Origin of the sequence: Glaciecola sp. 33A (assembly GCF_002836745.1) — a bacterium.
Taxonomy (GTDB): Bacteria; Pseudomonadota; Gammaproteobacteria; order Enterobacterales; family Alteromonadaceae; genus Glaciecola.
Map to the genome: position 1 here is coordinate 79,487 of NZ_PJAR01000042.1, position 18,141 is coordinate 97,627.

Annotated in this window: 13 protein-coding genes; 8 read left to right on the plus strand and 5 right to left on the minus strand. The window is 41.7% G+C overall.

The features are described from left to right. Positions 1–137: 137 nt before the first annotated feature. Complete coding sequence (gene putA / locus CXF81_RS13110; protein WP_101181800.1) at positions 138–3,938, plus strand: bifunctional proline dehydrogenase/L-glutamate gamma-semialdehyde dehydrogenase PutA; 3,801 nt, start codon at positions 138–140, stop codon at positions 3,936–3,938. A 92-nt stretch (positions 3,939–4,030) separates the two neighbouring features. Here the strand turns inward: putA and CXF81_RS13115 are convergent, their stop codons facing one another. Both CXF81_RS13115 and CXF81_RS13120 read right to left on the minus strand, forming a co-directional pair. Then, positions 4,031–4,645, minus strand: a complete 615-nt coding sequence (locus CXF81_RS13115; RefSeq protein WP_101181801.1) for a trimeric intracellular cation channel family protein — start codon at positions 4,643–4,645, stop codon at positions 4,031–4,033. A 61-nt stretch (positions 4,646–4,706) separates the two neighbouring features. After that, positions 4,707–5,321, minus strand: a complete 615-nt coding sequence (locus CXF81_RS13120; RefSeq protein WP_101181802.1) for a TIGR04211 family SH3 domain-containing protein — start codon at positions 5,319–5,321, stop codon at positions 4,707–4,709. A 194-nt stretch (positions 5,322–5,515) separates the two neighbouring features. Here CXF81_RS13120 and CXF81_RS13125 point away from each other — a divergent pair, with 194 nt between their 5' ends. From CXF81_RS13125 to ahpF, 3 genes are all read left to right on the plus strand, one after another. After that, positions 5,516–7,006, plus strand: coding sequence for an inorganic triphosphatase (locus tag CXF81_RS13125; RefSeq protein ID WP_101181803.1), 1,491 nt, complete (start codon positions 5,516–5,518; stop codon positions 7,004–7,006). A gap of 340 nt (positions 7,007–7,346) precedes the next feature. Continuing rightward, the gene (ahpC, locus tag CXF81_RS13135) at positions 7,347–7,910 is read left to right on the plus strand and encodes an alkyl hydroperoxide reductase subunit C (RefSeq protein ID WP_101181805.1); all 564 of its coding nucleotides are present in this window, start codon (positions 7,347–7,349) and stop codon (positions 7,908–7,910) included. Between the two features lie 310 nt (positions 7,911–8,220). Beyond that, a complete protein-coding gene (ahpF, locus tag CXF81_RS13140; RefSeq protein WP_101181806.1) occupies positions 8,221–9,810 on the plus strand; it encodes an alkyl hydroperoxide reductase subunit F in 1,590 nt (529 codons plus the stop codon). A gap of 90 nt (positions 9,811–9,900) precedes the next feature. On the opposite strand, the gene CXF81_RS13145 is transcribed toward ahpF, so the two are convergent. Both CXF81_RS13145 and rpmE read right to left on the minus strand, forming a co-directional pair. Next, the gene (locus tag CXF81_RS13145) at positions 9,901–11,151 is read right to left on the minus strand and encodes a malic enzyme-like NAD(P)-binding protein (RefSeq protein ID WP_101181807.1); all 1,251 of its coding nucleotides are present in this window, start codon (positions 11,149–11,151) and stop codon (positions 9,901–9,903) included. 635 nt (positions 11,152–11,786) lie between these two features. Continuing rightward, positions 11,787–11,999, minus strand: a complete 213-nt coding sequence (gene rpmE, locus CXF81_RS13150; RefSeq protein ID WP_101181808.1) for a 50S ribosomal protein L31 — start codon at positions 11,997–11,999, stop codon at positions 11,787–11,789. 342 nt (positions 12,000–12,341) lie between these two features. Here rpmE and priA point away from each other — a divergent pair, with 342 nt between their 5' ends. The 4 genes from priA to hslU all read left to right on the plus strand — a co-directional run bounded on the left by priA (position 12,342) and on the right by hslU (position 17,323). Then, positions 12,342–14,615, plus strand: a complete 2,274-nt coding sequence (priA, locus tag CXF81_RS13155; RefSeq protein ID WP_101182032.1) for a primosomal protein N' — start codon at positions 12,342–12,344, stop codon at positions 14,613–14,615. 89 nt (positions 14,616–14,704) lie between these two features. Then, positions 14,705–15,265 (plus strand): SPOR domain-containing protein, encoded by a 561-nt coding sequence (locus CXF81_RS13160; protein ID WP_101181809.1) that lies wholly within the window; start codon positions 14,705–14,707, stop codon positions 15,263–15,265. Between the two features lie 124 nt (positions 15,266–15,389). Continuing rightward, positions 15,390–15,914: an ATP-dependent protease subunit HslV gene (hslV, locus tag CXF81_RS13165; RefSeq protein ID WP_101181810.1), complete on the plus strand. Its 525-nt coding sequence runs from the start codon at positions 15,390–15,392 to the stop codon at positions 15,912–15,914. Positions 15,915–15,991: 77 nt separating this feature from the next. Further along, positions 15,992–17,323, plus strand: coding sequence for an ATP-dependent protease ATPase subunit HslU (gene hslU / locus CXF81_RS13170; protein ID WP_101181811.1), 1,332 nt, complete (start codon positions 15,992–15,994; stop codon positions 17,321–17,323). 355 nt (positions 17,324–17,678) lie between these two features. Here hslU and CXF81_RS13175 read toward each other — a convergent pair whose 3' ends face one another. Next, positions 17,679–17,894 carry a hypothetical protein gene (locus CXF81_RS13175; RefSeq protein WP_101181812.1) on the minus strand — a complete coding sequence of 72 codons (216 nt, stop codon included), beginning with the start codon at positions 17,892–17,894 and terminating at the stop codon, positions 17,679–17,681. Between the last annotated feature and the right edge of the window lie 247 nt (positions 17,895–18,141).

Sequence of the window (18,141 nt, forward strand, 5' to 3'; positions counted from 1 at the left end):
AAAGGTAGTTTTTCATTGCAATTAGGCTTATCGTACGCGAACTTTTTAAGCTGCAAAATTAGGGCAGCATCAGCACAAAAAGATAGTGCTAAAAATAGTGCTAAAAAGAGTGCAAAATACAACTGTGAGGCGAGCCAATGTTAGTGAACAATACAATCAATAATACCTGTCCGATCCGACAGAAAATACGCGAGTTTTACCGTATCGGTGAATCAGAGGCTATTGATCATATTTTACCTGAAGCAGAAGTGAATATGGCTGCTCGTTCACGCGCATGGGAACGCGCTAGGACCATGGTTTTGCAAATTCGCCGCGATCAAGAAGGTCATGGTGGTATTGATGCGCTATTAAATGAATTTTCGTTGTCAACAGCGGAAGGTATTGTATTGATGTGTTTAGCTGAAGCGCTGTTGCGTGTACCTGATAAACACACCCAAGAAGAGCTTATTCGAGACAAGCTTTCAAAAGGAGAATGGACACCTCACTTAGGTAATAGCGATTCATTATTTGTTAACGCTTCCGCTTGGGGATTATTGTTAACCGGCAATATGGTTAACTACGCAGACAAACGCAAATCTGAGCAGTTCGGATTACTCAAAAAGACCATGGGTCGTTTAGGTGAGCCGGTTATCCGCAAAGCAATGAAAATTGCAATGAAAGTGATGGGTCGCCAATTTGTTATGGGCGAACGTATCGAAGATGCTGTTGAAAGAGCTGCGAAAAAAGAAACCCAAGGTTATGTCTATTCTTACGATATGTTAGGCGAAGGTGCCAGAACAGGTAAAGATGCAGAGCGCTATTATCAGGCTTACGTTAAAGCTATTGAAGTAATTGGTAAAGCGGCAAAGGGACGCGGGCCGCGCAAGAGTCCCGGGATTTCGGTAAAGCTTTCAGCTATTCACCCGCGCTATGATTTTGCTAAATATGATCGCGTTATGGAAGAAATTCCGGCAAAACTAAAAACCTTATGCTTAATGGCGAAGAAGTATGACATCGGTTTGACGGTCGATGCAGAAGAGTCCGAGAGACTCGACATATCTCTGGATATTATCGAAAAAGTATTTAGCGATCCCGATTTAGAAGGTTGGCACGGTTTTGGTTTAGCCGTTCAGTCATATCAAAAACGCGCTATTTTTGTGATCGAATGGTTACGTGAATTGACACTTAAAGTGGGCCGTAAAATGATGGTTCGCTTGGTCAAAGGCGCGTATTGGGATACTGAAATAAAGCACAGCCAACAAGGTGGTTTTGACGACTTTCCCGTGTTCACTCGTAAAACTTCTACCGATGTTTCTTATCACGCGTGTGCAAATAGAATGTTGGCATATCGTGACAGCATCTATCCGCAGTTTGCGACTCATAACGCTTATACTGCGTCAGTTATCATTGAGCTTGCTGGTGGTGATAAAGAAGGCTTTGAATTTCAGTGCTTGCATGGAATGGGCGACTCTTTGTACGATCAAGTGGTGACTAAAGATAAGATTCAATGTCGCGTTTATGCACCGGTTGGTGTTCATGAAGAATTGTTAGCTTATTTGGTTCGCCGTTTGTTAGAAAATGGGGCCAATTCATCGTTTGTCAATGCGATAGTCGATGACAGCCTGCAAGTTGAATCGCTCTTAGAGGATCCAGTAGAGCGCACACAGCGTTTGCAGGTTCGGGAAAACAAGCAAATTGTTATGCCGGTTGATTTATATGCGCCAAGCAGAGCAAATGCCCGCGGCTTTGATATCTATGATTTGAATGCGACTCTGGATTTATCGCTGAGATTAGAGAAATGGTTTGAAGAGCATGTAAAAGCACTCGGCGATGTAGACGAGGCTGAAAATCAGATCATCGTGCGCAACCCAGCTCTATTGAGCGAAATCGTAGGAACGCATCAGCTTCATGGCAAAGCAGATATGCTAGCTATGCTTGAACGCACAACTAAAGCGTCAGAATCCTGGTCGAAAGAGCCGGTGGAAGATCGAGCAGACCTATTAATGCGTATTGCTGGCATTCTTGAACGTCATATGGACGAGTTGATTGGCTTGTGTATAAAAGAAGCGGGTAAGATTACCTCAGATAGTATTGATGAAGTTCGCGAGGCTGTGGATTTTTGCCGTTACTATGCAGTTGAAGCTAAACGACTTGATCCCTCAAATCGTTTGCAATCGCGCGGAGTGGTTCTTTGTATCAGCCCTTGGAATTTCCCTTTGGCCATTTTTATGGGACAAATAGCAGCAGCGTTAGTTACCGGAAATACGGTCATCGCTAAACCAGCGGAGCAAACTAGTTTAATTGCTAAACGTGCTTTGGAATTGATGATATCTGTCGGTTTGCCTGAAGATACAGTCAATATAGTTATTGCTAACGGCCCTGATGTTGGCGATGTACTTTTACCTGACGAGCGCATTCAATGCGTCATGTTCACGGGCTCAACGCAAACAGGATCGCTAATATCACAAATATTAGCGGCTCGTGGCACGGAACAGGTTCCATTAATTGCAGAAACCGGCGGTCAAAATTGCATGATTGTTGACTCAACAGCGCTTCCTGAACAAGTGGTAGATGATGTTATTATGTCAGGTTTCTTAAGTGCCGGTCAGCGTTGCTCAGCCTTGAGGGTGTTGTTTGTGCAAGAAGATATTGCTGATGTTGTGAGCGAAATGATTGTTGGTGCTATGAAAGAATTATCACTGGGTGACCCTGCCTTTTTGTCTACGGACATTGGGCCGGTCATTGATAAAAAAGCATTAAAAGCACTCAACGATCACGCCGAATACATGCAAGAAAATGGAAAGTTATTACACAAATGTGAGTTACCTGCAAGCGACGGTAACTTCTTTGCGCCGCACTTTTTCGAAATAGACAATATTGACGTGTTGAAAAAAGAAGTCTTTGGACCTTGTGTGCATTTGGTCCGCTTTAAAGGCAAAGAAATAGACAAAGTCATACAGCAAATCAATGGTACAGGTTTTGGTTTGACGATGGGCATCCACTCTCGTATTGAAGAGCGTGCTATTGAATTGGCGCATCTCTCTAGAGCGGGTAACGTATATATCAACCGCAACATGATTGGCGCTATCGTTGGGGTTCAGCCATTTGGTGGACGAGGACTGTCAGGCACGGGTCCTAAAGCCGGTGGCCCGAACTATTTACCGCGTTTGATGAAAGAAAGGGCGACACCAAAAGTGGCATCGCAAGTTGAAAATTATGCCGATGATAAGGCAATTCAAAGTGATGCGACTGCGGTAACTGAAGCTAACAATCTGATGGACTCGGCATTGGCTGTTGAAAACCAGTGGCGCTTAACACCACTGATCAGTCGGATTTCGTTTGTACGTCAACTGTTAGCAAAAATTGCTAATGTTGAAATTGTTGAAGAACTTGCTGAGGATTTAAATCAAACACTGGCGACAGCTAGAACCCAGTTGATTGCTATTGAGCGTAGGTTGCGAGCACCTATTCACTTGCCTGGGCCTACTGGTGAGTCGAATACCTTACATTTGGAACCTCGAGGCGTCTTAGTGTGTTTCGCTGATAAAGACGTTACCTTTGAATACTGGATGTTATCGATTGTAACTGCACTAGCAACGGGTAATTTAGTTATTTCGGTGGTATCAGACTTGTTCTATGAAGAGGCTCTGACATTCAAAGAAAAATTAGCTAGTACAGGAGCGCCAAATTCAGTTTTCCAAGTAGCAAACTTGTGTCACTTAGAAGCTTTATTGATGAACAAGGGTTTGACAGGTGTCGTGGTGGATAGTCGGACAGACCGAAGTGCCTATATTTCTGCGAAACTAGCTGAGAGGCAGGGTGCAATATTACCGGTTATTACGGCTGAATATAATGATAACTTGATTCAGCGCTTGGTTACTGAAAAAACAATCAGTATTGATACAACGGCATCAGGAGGGAATACGTCGTTGATGACATTGGTTGAAGACGACGATTAAAAATCATATTGAATGAGTTGAGCAGGGTAAAACCTGCTCATTATTTTTTAATTAATTTGTATATTACCAACGAGTGTTTCGCGTTCCTTAGATCACTGCAAGCCTTTGTGCGCTGGCATGGAAAGCTTTGTCACTATTGCGATAGCACGAACGGTAAATGCCACAACGCAGCCAAGTCCTATGGCGTAAAAATCAATAATATCTAGCAAGTTATAACAAACACAGAAAGCAATCGCGCCGGTCAATGACGCCGTGATATAAATTTCTTTTTGAAAGACGACAGGAACATCATTCAGGATAACATCACGAATGATTCCGCCTAAACACGCACTAAACACCCCCATTATGACGGCAACCGGAATTTCAGCTCCCAAGCTCAATGCCTTTTCGGCGCCCAAAACGCTGAATAATGCCATGCCTACAGCATCAGCCCATAGCAATGCGTTAGATTTACGAGATATTTGCTGGGCAGCGAAATAGGTGATGACAGCAGAAAAACTGCATATGACCACATAATACCAATCGACTAACCAAAAGACAGGCACGTCTAATATAACGTCGCGCAAGGTGCCTCCGCCGATACCGGTGACATTACCAATAAAAACAAACCCCACCCAGTCCATTTTTTTCTTAGCCGCCAATAATGCGCCAGAAATAGCAAATGCGGCGGTTCCAGCAATATTGATGACTAGCAAAAACGTTAGCATTTTATCAACCTTCTATGAATTTTTATGTTGGGTGAGAATAGCGGCATCAGCTCTGCTTGAATCAACTTATGGAATTGGATTGAGCTTTTTTGCGCCCAAACAGACCTAATAAGTAACCAATGGTAACACTAATCAATCCGAGTACGGTGCCGCGTGTAAACCATTGCATTTGGTCGCTACGCTCTTTCTTAATTATGCGTCTTTCTAGTTCAGCATTTTGTTCAAGAATGTGAGTTAATTTTCTGTTCAGTGCTATTTTTTGTTGCTCAGACAGAGCGAAGTCGCTTATCGCTATATTCATTCGTTGTTGCATTGCCTTTATGTCTTCTTGTTGTGATTTCAATCTATCGGTTGCATCGTCAAGTGTCGTTCTGATTGATGGAGTGCGACTCACGAACCTAGATTCAACCCAGCCTACACGTTCGCGCTCATCCTGCACCTGAGCGTAGCCAGCCTTTCTTTCAACTTGTAAAAGTGACACAGTGGTACCGGCATTAATTGAGCCAACAATACGAAAGTCTCGACCTGGTCCCGCATGCAAAAAGATATATAGTTCATCAGAAATATAACGAATTTCCTGTTCGGCAGCGGTCACATCTGCTTGTGATGAGGAAGATTGAGCGATTAAATAAAAAGGGAAAAGAAAGAGGGAAACAAACAAAATAAAAAAGCGCATGTTGTCTTCATTGTAAAAAACGGTTGGGGGATTTTAGGTGCTTCACTGCTATTTCACAAGGCTATATTTTATCATGTTGTATTTCACAAGGATTTATTTTTTAACATGTATGTTGAAAGGTTTGCGCACATAAGCATTCGGCGATATTGTAAGCAGATACTCGATACCAACCTTTTTATAAGCAAGTTGAGACCATGGAAATTGAATTAAAACTCGTTGCAGACCAAGACGCTCTCACCAGCTTTGAGCAAACATTGTTGCCGAAGTTAAAAGGTGAGGTAAAGCGCAGTTCTTTTGACGTATTCAATGATTATTACGACACCCCAGAGCAATTTTTGGGCAAGCGTAAAATGGGGTTTCGCATTCGTCGAGTTAACGACCATATTGAACAGACATTAAAAACTCAAGGTAAGGTTAAAGGAGGTTTGCATCAACGTCCCGAATACAATATTGATTTAGATAAAGCACATCCAGATTTAGAAATGTTTGATTCTGAAATATGGGATAAAGATATTAATGTCCAGGAGGTGAATAGACAACTACAAGTGCAATTTTCAACCCATTTTAATCGCGTCACTTTTGATATTGTGGATGGTGAAAATCACATAGAACTGGTATTTGATAGTGGCGAAGTAAAACATCGCATGGGGTCATTACCGATTGGTGAAATAGAGATTGAATTGAAAGCAGGTAAGCCCACCGCATTGTTCGATTTGGCCGACGAAATAAGCAAAGTCACTCCCGTTCGTTTAAGTAATGTAACGAAGGCTGCGCGTGGTTATGAATTAATGAATGGCAGTATTTCAGACTCATTTGAGCTTCCTACATTCTTAGACTTAGACGCTGAAGATAGCACCGAAGACGGCTTATGCAAGGCTATTGAATGCGCGTTGTCGCATTGGCAGCATCATGAATATGTATATTTGCAATCGGGTCATACCGGGGCATTGAAAGAAATAGCGCAAAGCGTTCGATTGCTATTACAAGGTGTGTCTTTGTACTTGCCAGTGCTGCAATGTCAGGAACTCCTTAACTTACACAAGCAACTTCTTGTTTTGTCTGAGCAATGGTCGTGGCAAGATGACTTGCAATGCATTCGTAAACTGCGTTCTAACAAAGGTCCGTTTAGTCGTAGAATACCTAAAAATCAAGCGTTGATGGGTTATCTCAATGGTCGCCGTGAAGGTTTGTTAACAGTGCGATCACCAGGACAATTATTAGTCTCTATGGAAAGTAGTCAAGTGCAACTTGGCGCATCAAGATTACTGATTGAAAAACCATGGAGAGCACAAGCTACAGGTCATCAAATTCCGGTGTTAAAGCATGCCAAAGGCTGGTTGTCTCAAGGTTGGCAAACTGTCATGCAAAGTTTACCATCAAAAGTTGAAATGCATTACACCAAGTACATCGCACTGGAGGTGCTGTTGCGCCAAACACTACTCAATGGATTCCTGCTCGCGGATTTGTTTGCCGAGAGCCGAGGTAAATTCAGAGCGCCTTGGTTGGATTTAGTCGAAGGCATTGATGAGATCAAAGCGCTGATGTTTTTGCGAAGTGTATTAAAGGAAGTTGATATTGAAGATGCAGAAGACTTAGATAATTGGATTAATGACAAATTGACCAGTGTGATTACCGTGATGGAAAAGAGTCGCAAAGTGGCAATGAGCGCTGAGATATATTGGTGACATGTCTATCGAATTTAGAAGATGTGAGGTTTTTCGTCATATTTTTGTTGAATTACACTTAATCTATAACCATACCGATCTGTATAGCGGCGATAACTGTAACTATTGAGCTAACATCGCGTTTAGCAATCAGTCTTGAAGCAGTGTTGCCAACCTGTTGAATTGTGCGTGCGCAGTGGCTTTCAATTCTAGGTACTAAACTGGCTAATCGATTTAACTGGTTAACAGAATCGATTTTATTCAATTTATTTATTTACGAAAAACGCTTATCTTAACGCTTAGAAAAACGGTAAGCGTTTTATCAGCAATTTTAAACAGTTAAATTAAGAGGAAACAAACAATGACAATGATCAACAAATCAATCCCAGAATTTTCGGTAGAAGCTTTTCATGATGGTAAATTTAAAACGATTACTAACGAAGATGTAAAAGGAAAATGGTCTATCTTCGTATTCTACCCAGCAGACTTTACATTTGTATGTCCAACCGAATTAGAAGACATGGCTAACAAGCATGAAGAACTTTTAGCACTTGGAGTTGAAATTTACTCTGTATCAACGGACTCACATTTTGTGCATAAAGCATGGCACGACACAAGTGAAGCAATTGGCAACGTTAAGTACCCTATGCTAGCTGACTCAACAGGCGCTCTGACTCGTGCATTTGATATTATGATAGAAGAAGAGGGTCGTGCTTTACGCGGCACTTTCCTAGCAAATCCAGACGGCATCATTAAAGTTGAAGAGGTTCATGACTTGGGTATTGGTCGTTCAGCAGCTGACATGGTTCGTAAAGTGAAGGCAGCTCAGTATGTTGCTAACAACGACGGTGAAGTTTGTCCAGCAGCCTGGGAACAAGGTCAAGCGACTTTAACGCCAAGCCTTGATCTTGTTGGTAAGATCTAAGCTTCGTTAGAAAATATGTTTGGGGAGCGCTCGCTCCCCAATGTCCAGGCTGCTGCGTAATGAGTGACACAAAAGACGCGTAGGCCATAACGACGGCTTTTAGAGATGACAACATGCTTAAAAGCGAAATATTGAAAACAAGAATTTGAAAGCAGAGGCTTTCACCCTTTACTTATCGCAACTATCAAACTGAAAAGGATAGGGTTCATTAATTGAGCTGGGTTTTATTCGTGCTTTTTTTGATAAATTACCCCATAAGTAAATGGTGAAGCCCTTTGCTACAACCCATTTAAAGTGAAAGGAAAAAACAATGTTAACTCCAGATATATTAACAGCTTTAGCTCAGTATGCGAAAGATATGCAACACACCGTTACCTTGGTAATGCAAACAGGTGAGCACGCAAAGCGAGCAGAACTCAAAGAAATGCTAACTCAATTTGCCTCTATATCAGATAAGATTACGCTCGAAGAGAAAGACGACTCAGCGCGTTTTCGCAGCCCAGTGAGCTTCGGTTTAGAAGTAAATGGTAAGCCAAGCGGTATTACATTTTCAGGCGTGCCAGGTGGACATGAGTTTAATTCATTTGTTTTAGCCGTGTTGCAAGCCGGTGGTGTAAAACTAAAGCTTGATGAAAGTGTTCAAAGCATGATTAAAAAAGTGGTTAATCCGCTTAAGTTTCAGGTCTACATTAGCTTAAGTTGTCATGCATGCCCCGACGTCGTGCAAGCAATGAATCAGTTCGCGTTATTGAACGACAATATCGAATCTGAAATGATTGATGGTAGCGTTTATCCAGATTTAGTCGAACAAAATGGCATTCAAGGTGTTCCTACCGTTTTTATGAACGGCAAAGTGTTTGCGACAGGTCAGATAGACACCGCAAAACTGATCGACAAATTAACACAGTCTCAACCTGAAATGCTGCAAGCGAACGACAATGTTGAGCAGCTTCCACTGCAAGACGTTACCGTTATTGGTGGTGGTCCAGCGGGTGTTGCTGCTGCTATTTATTCAGCGCGTAAAGGATTGAAAGTGACCATCATTGCGGATCGTTTTGGTGGCCAAGTAAAGGACACTATGGGAATTGAAAATTTGATTTCGGTATCAAAAACCACAGGCCCTCAGTTAACCACATCATTGATGGATCATTTGAATGACTACGAGGTAACAATACGTGAGCATTTTCGTGTCGATAAAATTGAGAAAGGTGATATTAAAACGCTGACATTAACTTCAGGCGAAGTGATTGAAACTAAAACAATTATAATTGCCACTGGTGCTAACTGGAGAGAACTAGGTGTACCTGGAGAAAAGGAAAATATAGGTAACGGTGTAGCCTACTGCCCACATTGCGATGGTCCTTTCTACAAAGGTAAAGACGTTGCTGTGATTGGCGGTGGTAACTCAGGTGTCGAAGCTGCGTTGGATTTATCTGGCATTGTAAAATCGGTCACCGTGTTTGAGTTCATGCCAGAATTGAAGGCGGACCAAGTGTTAATTGATCAAGTAAATGCAAGGGATAACATCAAGATCATTAAAAATGCGGCAACCAAAGAAATCCATGCAAAAGACGGTAAAGTCAACGCTATTGAATATATTGATCGTGCAACTAACGAAGCGCACGTGCAAGCCTTGCAGGGTGTGTTTGTGCAAATCGGTTTAGTACCAAATAGTTCGGTGCTAAAAGGCGTTGTTGATTTAACTAAACATGGCGAAGTCATTATTAATGAGAAAAGCCAAACCAGTGAAGCCGGTATTTACGCATGTGGTGACGTTACAACGGTACCCTATAAGCAAATTGTGATTGCAATGGGTGAAGGTGCGAAAGCATCGTTGGCAGCTTACGATTACATCTTAATGAGCAAACCTCTTAAGAAAACTGAGGCTGTAGCGGCTTAGTAACGGTTGTTGAGTTAGTCTAATGAGTAAAAAAGGCGTTATGATTAAATCAGCGCCTTTTTTTTACGTGAAAATTACTTTTATCATTATCTAAAAGTTGTCTAAATAGTTCTCTGGAATGCTTTCTATTTTGGCAACGCCAGACGCGATAGCTGCTTTTGCGACTGCTGTCGCAATGCGCTTGCAGAGTCTAGGGTCCATTGGTTTAGGAATAATATAATGCTTACCAAAAATGAGCGATTTTGACTGGCTAGCAATCAACACCTTTTCAGGCACAGGTTCTTTTGAAATACTTCTCAATGCTTCAACCGCAGCCACTTTCATTTCATCATTAATGACGGAGGCTCTTACATCTAAAGCGCCTCTAAAAATAAATGGAAAACAAAGAACGTTGTTTACTTGATTTGGGTAATCAGAGCGGCCGGTCGCCATAATTAAATCATCACGCACAGCATGCGCTAATTCCGGTTTAATCTCAGGGTCGGGGTTGGAGCAAGCAAATACCACTGGATTGGGTGCCATCAGTTTAAGGGCTTCAGGCGGAAGCAAATCAGGACCACTTAATCCTAAAAAGACATCAGCTCCTTCCAGCACATCTTCTAATGTGCGTTTGTCAGTATTATTGGCAAACAAAGCTTTGTGCGGCGTTAGCTCTTCTCGTCTGGTATGGATAACACCCTTGCGGTCAAGCATGTAGATTTTTTCACGCATAGCGCCGCATTTGATGAGTAATTCCATACAAGCGACAGCAGCAGCCCCAGCACCTAAACAAACAAATATAGCTTCGCCTATTTTTTTGCCTTGTATTTCAAGCGCATTCAACATACCCGCAGTGGTTACTATTGCGGTGCCATGCTGGTCATCATGAAATACCGGGATTTTACACCGCTTTATAAGCTCTTGTTCAATTTCAAAACATTCAGGTGCTTTAATGTCTTCTAAATTAATACCACCAAAGGTGTCAGCGATATTAGCGACAGTATTGATGAATTCTTCCGTGGTACGGTGTTTAACTTCGATATCAATTGAATCAATTCCTGCAAAGTGCTTAAACAGCAACGCTTTGCCTTCCATTACTGGCTTAGAGGCGAGGGGACCCAAATTACCTAAGCCAAGGATCGCAGTACCATTTGTTATGACGGCGACTAAGTTGCCTTTAGCGGTATATTTATATGCAGCATTTGGATCCGCTGCAATTTCACGCACAGGTTCTGCTACACCGGGGCTATATGCGAGAGCCAGATCGGTAACAGTGTCGGCAGAAGTAGTTAGCTCAACACTAATTTTGCCGGGCTTAGGAAATTCGTGATAATCGAGCGCTTGTTGGCGAAAATCTGGCATGTCAGTCAGGGTCCTTTCGAATGTGTTTGTGATACTGTTTTGGTAAGCTTTCAAAGTGACTTACAAGCAAAGTACAGGTGCACAGCAAATGTAGCACATATCGATAGAAAATGAAGAGTACAAAAAGCATTAAGTTATATTGAAAGGCAGCGAGTAAGACCATGATTTTAAGCGAATAGTTTTTATTAAATTGAGTATTATAATCTAAGGGCATAACGAGTATTTATGTAAAGAGAAATTAATATATGAATATTTATATAGTAAAAGGGCAACTAGTTTTTTAAAAATTTAACGTTTTATCATTAATTAGCACCGTAAATGTAGCCATTAGGCTAAAAGTAATTCATTTTTTAACTAAATAATAGTGTGTTTATTGTGTCGAAAATAGAGGATGCGATAACTCTCAACCAGGCAATATACGGTTAATATTTCTTCTGAAGTTAGAGATTCAGTGCACGGCGATAAGTAAGATGCGGCTAAATGCAAAGCGCGGCCAAGTACAAAGCGTAATAAAAAGAGAAAATAGCCTAAATAACCGGTGATAAGTTTGTGTGTTGTGCATTACTAGGCATAAAAAAAGAGCGCAATGCACTCTTTTTAAATTATATTGTAAGCGTAGTTTGTTAGATAATAACTTACTTAGCTTTAAGTGCGCCAAAACGCTTCTTGAACTTATCAACACGACCGCCAGTGTCAGCAGTACGTTGCTTACCAGTGTAGAACGGATGACATAATGAGCATACGTCTAAGTTGATGTCTCTGCCAAGTGTAGAACGAACAACCATTACATTACCGCATGAACAAGTTGCTGTGATCTCGTTATACTTAGGATGAATACCTTCTCTCATTGGGATACCTTATCTATTTAGGCCGTCTCGCTATACAACCCGAAGTTGCACACCAAACGAAATTAATTAAAAAGTAGCTGAATATTCAACTACATAAATTTGGAGCGCCATGATAATGGACTTACACACCATAATCAAGAAATAACGAAGCAATTATCGCTAAACATAAGCAACAATAATGAAATACCCAACATTAGATGCATGAAAACCAGATAAGGATAAAAACATTTCGTAGTTGCTTGATAAAAGTTGATATCATGGTGCCAGAACGTAATGCTCGAAAGCTGGCAAACATTAACACGGCTGCTATTAACAAGGTTGCTATTAATAAAAGAGGTTTCATTGCAAGTTATTCAAGTGGCCATTGCGGTGCCCATGTCACAATTGTTTGATTATAAAATTGACAGTGCTATTGCAACTAAGTCTGGGATAAATCAATTATCGCAGACTGAAGAAGCGTTAACTTCCCTCTCAATGACCGGTTCAGGTAATACTGAATTGCTCGGTTGTAGAGTCTTAGTGCCTTTTGGTCCGCGCAAGTGCGTTGGCATCGTGTTGCGCGTGGATGTCGAATCTGATTATGAAATATCAAAGCTTAAGTCGGTAATTGAGATACTCGATAGCGCACCTGTTTGTTCTCGACAGATGTTGACCTTAGGTCAGTGGATGAGTGAGTATTATCATTATCCTATTGGCGAAGTGTTACATACATTGTTACCTGCTGCCCTAAGAAAGCAGCAAAAAGGAAAAACTAATGCGGCAGTTGCTTCTCAAGCTTATTTGCAACTTGATACTGCAAGCAAAGCAAATGATGAAGTCGATGAATTGCTTGCCCGTTCGCTCAAACAGTTCGATTTGTATCGCTTGCTTAAAAAAGGCGCTCAGCCGCTATCAGTGATAAAGCAGCAATTTACTGCTGCCATCATTAAAGCACTCATAGATAAGTTGCTGATTGAAAAGGTCGACGTTGTCGAAAAGCCAGATGAGTGGACAACACAATTAACGATATCTGAAAAGCCGGTGCCGAATGTGGAACAAGCAATGGCAATTGCAACCATAAATCTTGCTAGTGGCTTCGACACAATGTTGATTGAAGGTGTTACCGGTAGCGGCAAAACCGAAGTGTATTTGCAAATTATTGAACCACTGCTGGCGGCAGGTAAACAAGTCCTTATTTTGGTGCCTGAAATTGGATTAACTCCGCAAACTGTAGGGCGTTTTGAAAAGCGCTTTGGAATACGAGTGGGGACATTACATTCCAATCTGAATGACACTGAACGTTTACAAGTTTGGCAGCAAGCAAAAGAGGGTAGTTTAGGTATTGTGATAGGGACGCGGTCTTGCATTTTTATCGAAATGAAAAATCCTGGAATGATCATTGTAGATGAAGAGCATGATGAATCGTTTAAGCAACAAGATAATTTGAAATATCACGCCCGAGATATCGCTGTTTATCGTGCAAGGCAGTTAAATATTCCTCTGGTGCTGGGCAGCGCAACGCCTTCACTAGAAAGTTTGCATAATGCGCTAGAAAAAAAATATCGACATATTTTATTACCCAACCGCGCAGGTAATGCAGCAATGCCTGCGCAACGTTTAATGAATATTAAGGGTCAGCCTATGCAATACGGAATAGCCCAAGGGATGCTCGATAAAATGCAAATACAGCTGGATGCAGGCAATCAAGTCATGGTGTTTGTAAACCGCCGTGGATACGCTCCCGCGTTACTTTGCCATCAGTGCGGACATGTTGAGCATTGTGCTCGCTGTGATAACCCCATGACAGTGCATAAAAGCGCGAATAATCTGCAATGCCATCGCTGTGCTGATATTCGCCAATTGCCCAAAGCGTGTGCAGAATGTGGACACACCGAGTTAGATACTTTCGGTGTTGGTACGGAACAATTACAGCAAGGTTTGGAAACGCTTTTTCCAGACTACGCAACAGTGCGAGTCGATAGCGACACCGTTCGCGGTAAGGGAAAATTAAGTCAGCTATTGCAAGACATCAATCAGCAGAAGTATCAAATTCTTGTAGGTACGCAAATTTTATCGAAAGGTCACCATTTTCCGGATGTGACCCTAGTGCTTATTTTAAACGTCGACAGTGCCCTTTTTAGTGCAGACTTCAGGGCACCAGAAAAACTAGCTCAACTAATTACTCAGTTATCAGGTAGAGCGGGTCGCAGTGATAAAGCGGGCGAAATGTGGTTACAAACTCACTGCCCGGAGCATCCATTATTGCAAGATCTCATCAATAATGGTTTTTCTGATTTTGCTCGATATGCACTACTTGAACGTAAACACGCGGCGTTGCCGCCCCACGAACATCAAATTTGTATTCGCAGCGAGTCACATCATAAACATCTGTCCATGCACTTTTTGCAATTGTGCGCACAACTATTCAAGCAATTTAAACATGCCAAAGTATTAGGACCATTTCCTGCATTTATTGAAAAGAAACAAGGGCGCTATCGAAATCTGTTGATAATTCAATCGGCTTCACGAAAGTATTTACAACAAGCAACTGAACAAGCTAATAAAGCATTGTCTGAAATGCCGGTGAGTAAGCAGGTGCGTTGGAGTATTGATGTTTCACCTATCGATTTCAGTTAAATAAAGTACAATAAACTCGCGTTTTTTATAGCAAAGTTTTGTATAGTCTTGGACTGAAGCCGACTCAAAAAAAGATATTAAAGAAAAATATGGCGCAAAGAGATTACGTGGCGCGTAGCCAAAAGAAAAAACAGCCTCCTAAAAATAAAAACCAAGCTACCCAGTCGGTTGCTTGGTTTAAAGTGGTGATAGCCATTTTAGTTGTGAGCGGCTTTGTGGCGGTTCTATTGTATTTAAAAGATGCAGGCAATAGCGATGCAGGTACCCCGCTGCAAAATGAACAAGATAATATCGCGAGACCCATTGAAGGTGAAAAAGATCCACTACCTGTGCTTGAAGAAGAACACTGGGAGTTTATAGAGGGCTTACCTGCTTATTCAGTAGAAGTAGAGGTAGATGAATTACCCAATGCGGATCGTCGCTATTTAATGCAGTGCGGTGCGTTTAGAAAGGAATCGCAAGCGCAAGAATTAAAAGCCACAATTGCATTTCAAGGGCTGGAATCGCAAGTGCTAGACAGTAAGAATTCAAAAGGTATTTGGTATCGAGTTGTTCTTGGACCCTACGAAAGTAAGCGTGACGCTGAACGAGACCGCCATTCATTAAGATCCGCTCGTGTCAATCGCTGTCAAATTTGGAATTGGGAATAGGCTGAACGGTAGGGAAAACATTACAAACTATCGATTGAGTAACAAAGCGAGACTTGAAATAATTTGAACGCCCCCCATTTATTCCTGACTAACATAAATTAGACGGTATTAAATAGGAGTTTACATGACAACGATCGTATCAGTTCGTCGAGGCAATCAAGTTGTGATTGCGGGTGATGGCCAAGTTTCACTTGGCAATACCGTTATGAAGGGTAACGCACGAAAAGTTAGACGCCTTTATAATAACAAAGTATTGGCTGGATTTGCAGGCGGCACCGCCGATGCTTTTACGTTGTTTGAACGTTTTGAATCCAAACTTGAGATGCATCAAGGGCACCTTACTAAGGCTGCGGTTGAGCTTGCTAAAGACTGGCGTTCGGATCGAATGCTTCGAAAATTAGAAGCACTATTGGCTGTTGCTGACCACAGTGGCTCTTTGATTATCACCGGTAATGGTGATGTAATTCAACCTGAAGAAGATCTCATAGCAATTGGCTCAGGTGGCCCATTTGCCCAAGCTGCAGCGACAGCACTGTTTGCTAATACCGATTTAAGCGCGCAAGAAATTGCCGAAAAAAGCTTAACTATAGCGGGTAATATTTGCGTATTTACCAATCAAAACCACACAATTGAAACTCTTGATTATTAACTCTATTTTTTAAATTAACTCGCCCAATGGCCTTGTTATAGGATCCGTTGGCAGCGTTAATCAAAGGTAACCAGACTATGTCAGAAATGACTCCCAGAGAAATTGTACATGCTTTAGATAAGCATATTATTGGGCAATCAGATGCGAAAAAAGCGGTGTCTATTGCGCTTAGAAATCGCTGGCGTCGAATGCAACTTGACCCAGAACTGCGCCAAGAAGTCACGCCCAAAAATATTTTGATGATAGGCCCAACGGGGGTGGGCAAAACGGAGATAGCCCGTCGCTTAGCAAAGCTAGCGAATGCCCCGTTTATCAAAGTAGAGGCGACTAAATTCACTGAAGTGGGTTATGTAGGTAAAGAAGTTGAAAGTATTATTCGCGACCTTGCGGATATTGCTGTCAAAATGACTAAAGAAGATGCGGTAAAAAAGGTGAAATATCGTGCTGAAGAGGCGGCTGAAGAGCGAGTTTTAGATATTTTGATTCCGCCAGCAAAAACCTCATCTGGAGAGCGCGAAGACAATCAAGATAAAGGAACTCGTCAGATTTTCCGTAAAAAATTACGCGAAGGTCTGCTGGACGATAAAGAAATCGAATTAGATGTAGCTCCTCCCCAGATAGGCGTTGAAATCATGGCACCGCCAGGAATGGAAGAAATGACTAATCAACTGCAAGGTATGTTTCAAAATCTGTCAGGTGAGAAGAGCAAAAAGAAGAAAAAGTTAAAAATCAAAGACGCTTTAAAATTGTTGATTGAAGAAGAATCGGGCAAGTTAGTTAATCAGCAAGATTTAAAAGAGCAGGCCATTGAATCGTTAGAACAAAATGGCATTGTGTTCATTGATGAAATTGATAAAATTTGTAAGGGAGAAGGAACGCAATCTGGCGGAGTTTCCAGGGAAGGCGTTCAGCGTGATCTTTTGCCCCTGGTCGAAGGGTCTACGGTGTCAACGAAACACGGCATGGTAAAAACTGACCATATCTTGTTTATAGCCTCAGGAGCTTTCCAAATGGCAAAACCGTCCGACTTGATCCCTGAATTGCAAGGTCGCCTGCCAATTCGGGTAGAGTTATCAGCCTTACGCGTCGAAGATTTTGTGAGGATTTTAACGGAGCCAGATGCATCCCTAACTCTACAGTACAAAGCCTTGTTGAAAACCGAAGGTGTGGACATCAACTTTGTTGAGTCAGGTATTCAGCGTATTGCCGAAGTTGCTTGGCAGGTAAATGAAAAAACCGAAAATATAGGTGCCAGACGACTCTACACCGTGTTGGAGCGGTTAATGGAAGAAATTTCGTTTGAAGCGTCGGACAGATCGGGTGAGTCATTAGTTATTGATATTGATTATGTGAATCATCACTTAGAAACGTTAGCAGATAACGAGGACTTAAGTAGATTTATACTGTAGTATGTGACCTTAGACGTGAGTCTTAACCTCTATACCTGTCTGAGTCACTGAACACTAACATGTACTTAGCGTTTAAAAACAGTAGAAGTAGTCTAAAACGTAGTAAAAAGTTTGTTAACAGAGCAGTTAGAAAGTGTTTTTTAGGTAGCGTTATTGGTCTAGTCAACTATAGCGTGCAGGTGCGTATTAATATTTGATTAAAACCCCATTAGCTTTTGGTTACTGGGGTTTTATTATTCTAGAACGCGACGTTTTGAAATAAATTCGGTTTAAGCCAAAAGAGCGCAAGCGCTCAATTTTACATTGATTCTTCCGCGCTCATAGAACCTATCTTATGGTCGTGAGCTGAACAGCCTCAATCGTCTTTAGGCCTTTTTTCGTTCCACACAAAAGGCATTGGAATTCGGCCATCAGTAATTGTAGTCAATCCATGATCGCCAAGAAACCCCATGCGGCGCTGATTTAAGGGCTGGCCAACATAACCGAGACCAATATTGAGTGGCTTACCGCCGAATACAACTAGTTGCTGCACTTGGGTTAATTGTGTTGTTTTCTCTAGTTTATTCTTCATGCTTATTCCCAGTCATAGCGAGTAAAGTGACTATTAAATAAGTGAGTAACATAGGCCAGTCTTTAAGATAGCCTATGTTGTCACCATCCTTGGTAGTTTTTTGTCTGCTTCCTTCCAGACACATTTAGAATAGATGACTTATAGAATTCGAGCTACTGACCGCTCGACTAGTTTGTTGATTCCTAGGATAATAACTGACCTATAGTCTTGCTGTTCAGCGCAAATCAAAGGACAATACAGGCACGTC

Coding starts and splice junctions, on each gene's coding strand:
- putA (WP_101181800.1), top strand. CDS start 138: ATGTTAGTGAACAATACAATCAATAATACCTGTCCGATCCGACAGAAA.
- CXF81_RS13115 (WP_101181801.1), bottom strand. CDS start 4,645: ATGCTAACGTTTTTGCTAGTCATCAATATTGCTGGAACCGCCGCATTT.
- CXF81_RS13120 (WP_101181802.1), bottom strand. CDS start 5,321: ATGCGCTTTTTTATTTTGTTTGTTTCCCTCTTTCTTTTCCCTTTTTAT.
- CXF81_RS13125 (WP_101181803.1), top strand. CDS start 5,516: ATGGAAATTGAATTAAAACTCGTTGCAGACCAAGACGCTCTCACCAGC.
- ahpC (WP_101181805.1), top strand. CDS start 7,347: ATGACAATGATCAACAAATCAATCCCAGAATTTTCGGTAGAAGCTTTT.
- ahpF (WP_101181806.1), top strand. CDS start 8,221: ATGTTAACTCCAGATATATTAACAGCTTTAGCTCAGTATGCGAAAGAT.
- CXF81_RS13145 (WP_101181807.1), bottom strand. CDS start 11,151: ATGCCAGATTTTCGCCAACAAGCGCTCGATTATCACGAATTTCCTAAG.
- rpmE (WP_101181808.1), bottom strand. CDS start 11,999: ATGAGAGAAGGTATTCATCCTAAGTATAACGAGATCACAGCAACTTGT.
- CXF81_RS13160 (WP_101181809.1), top strand. CDS start 14,705: ATGGCGCAAAGAGATTACGTGGCGCGTAGCCAAAAGAAAAAACAGCCT.
- hslV (WP_101181810.1), top strand. CDS start 15,390: ATGACAACGATCGTATCAGTTCGTCGAGGCAATCAAGTTGTGATTGCG.
- hslU (WP_101181811.1), top strand. CDS start 15,992: ATGTCAGAAATGACTCCCAGAGAAATTGTACATGCTTTAGATAAGCAT.
- CXF81_RS13175 (WP_101181812.1), bottom strand. CDS start 17,894: ATGAAGAATAAACTAGAGAAAACAACACAATTAACCCAAGTGCAGCAA.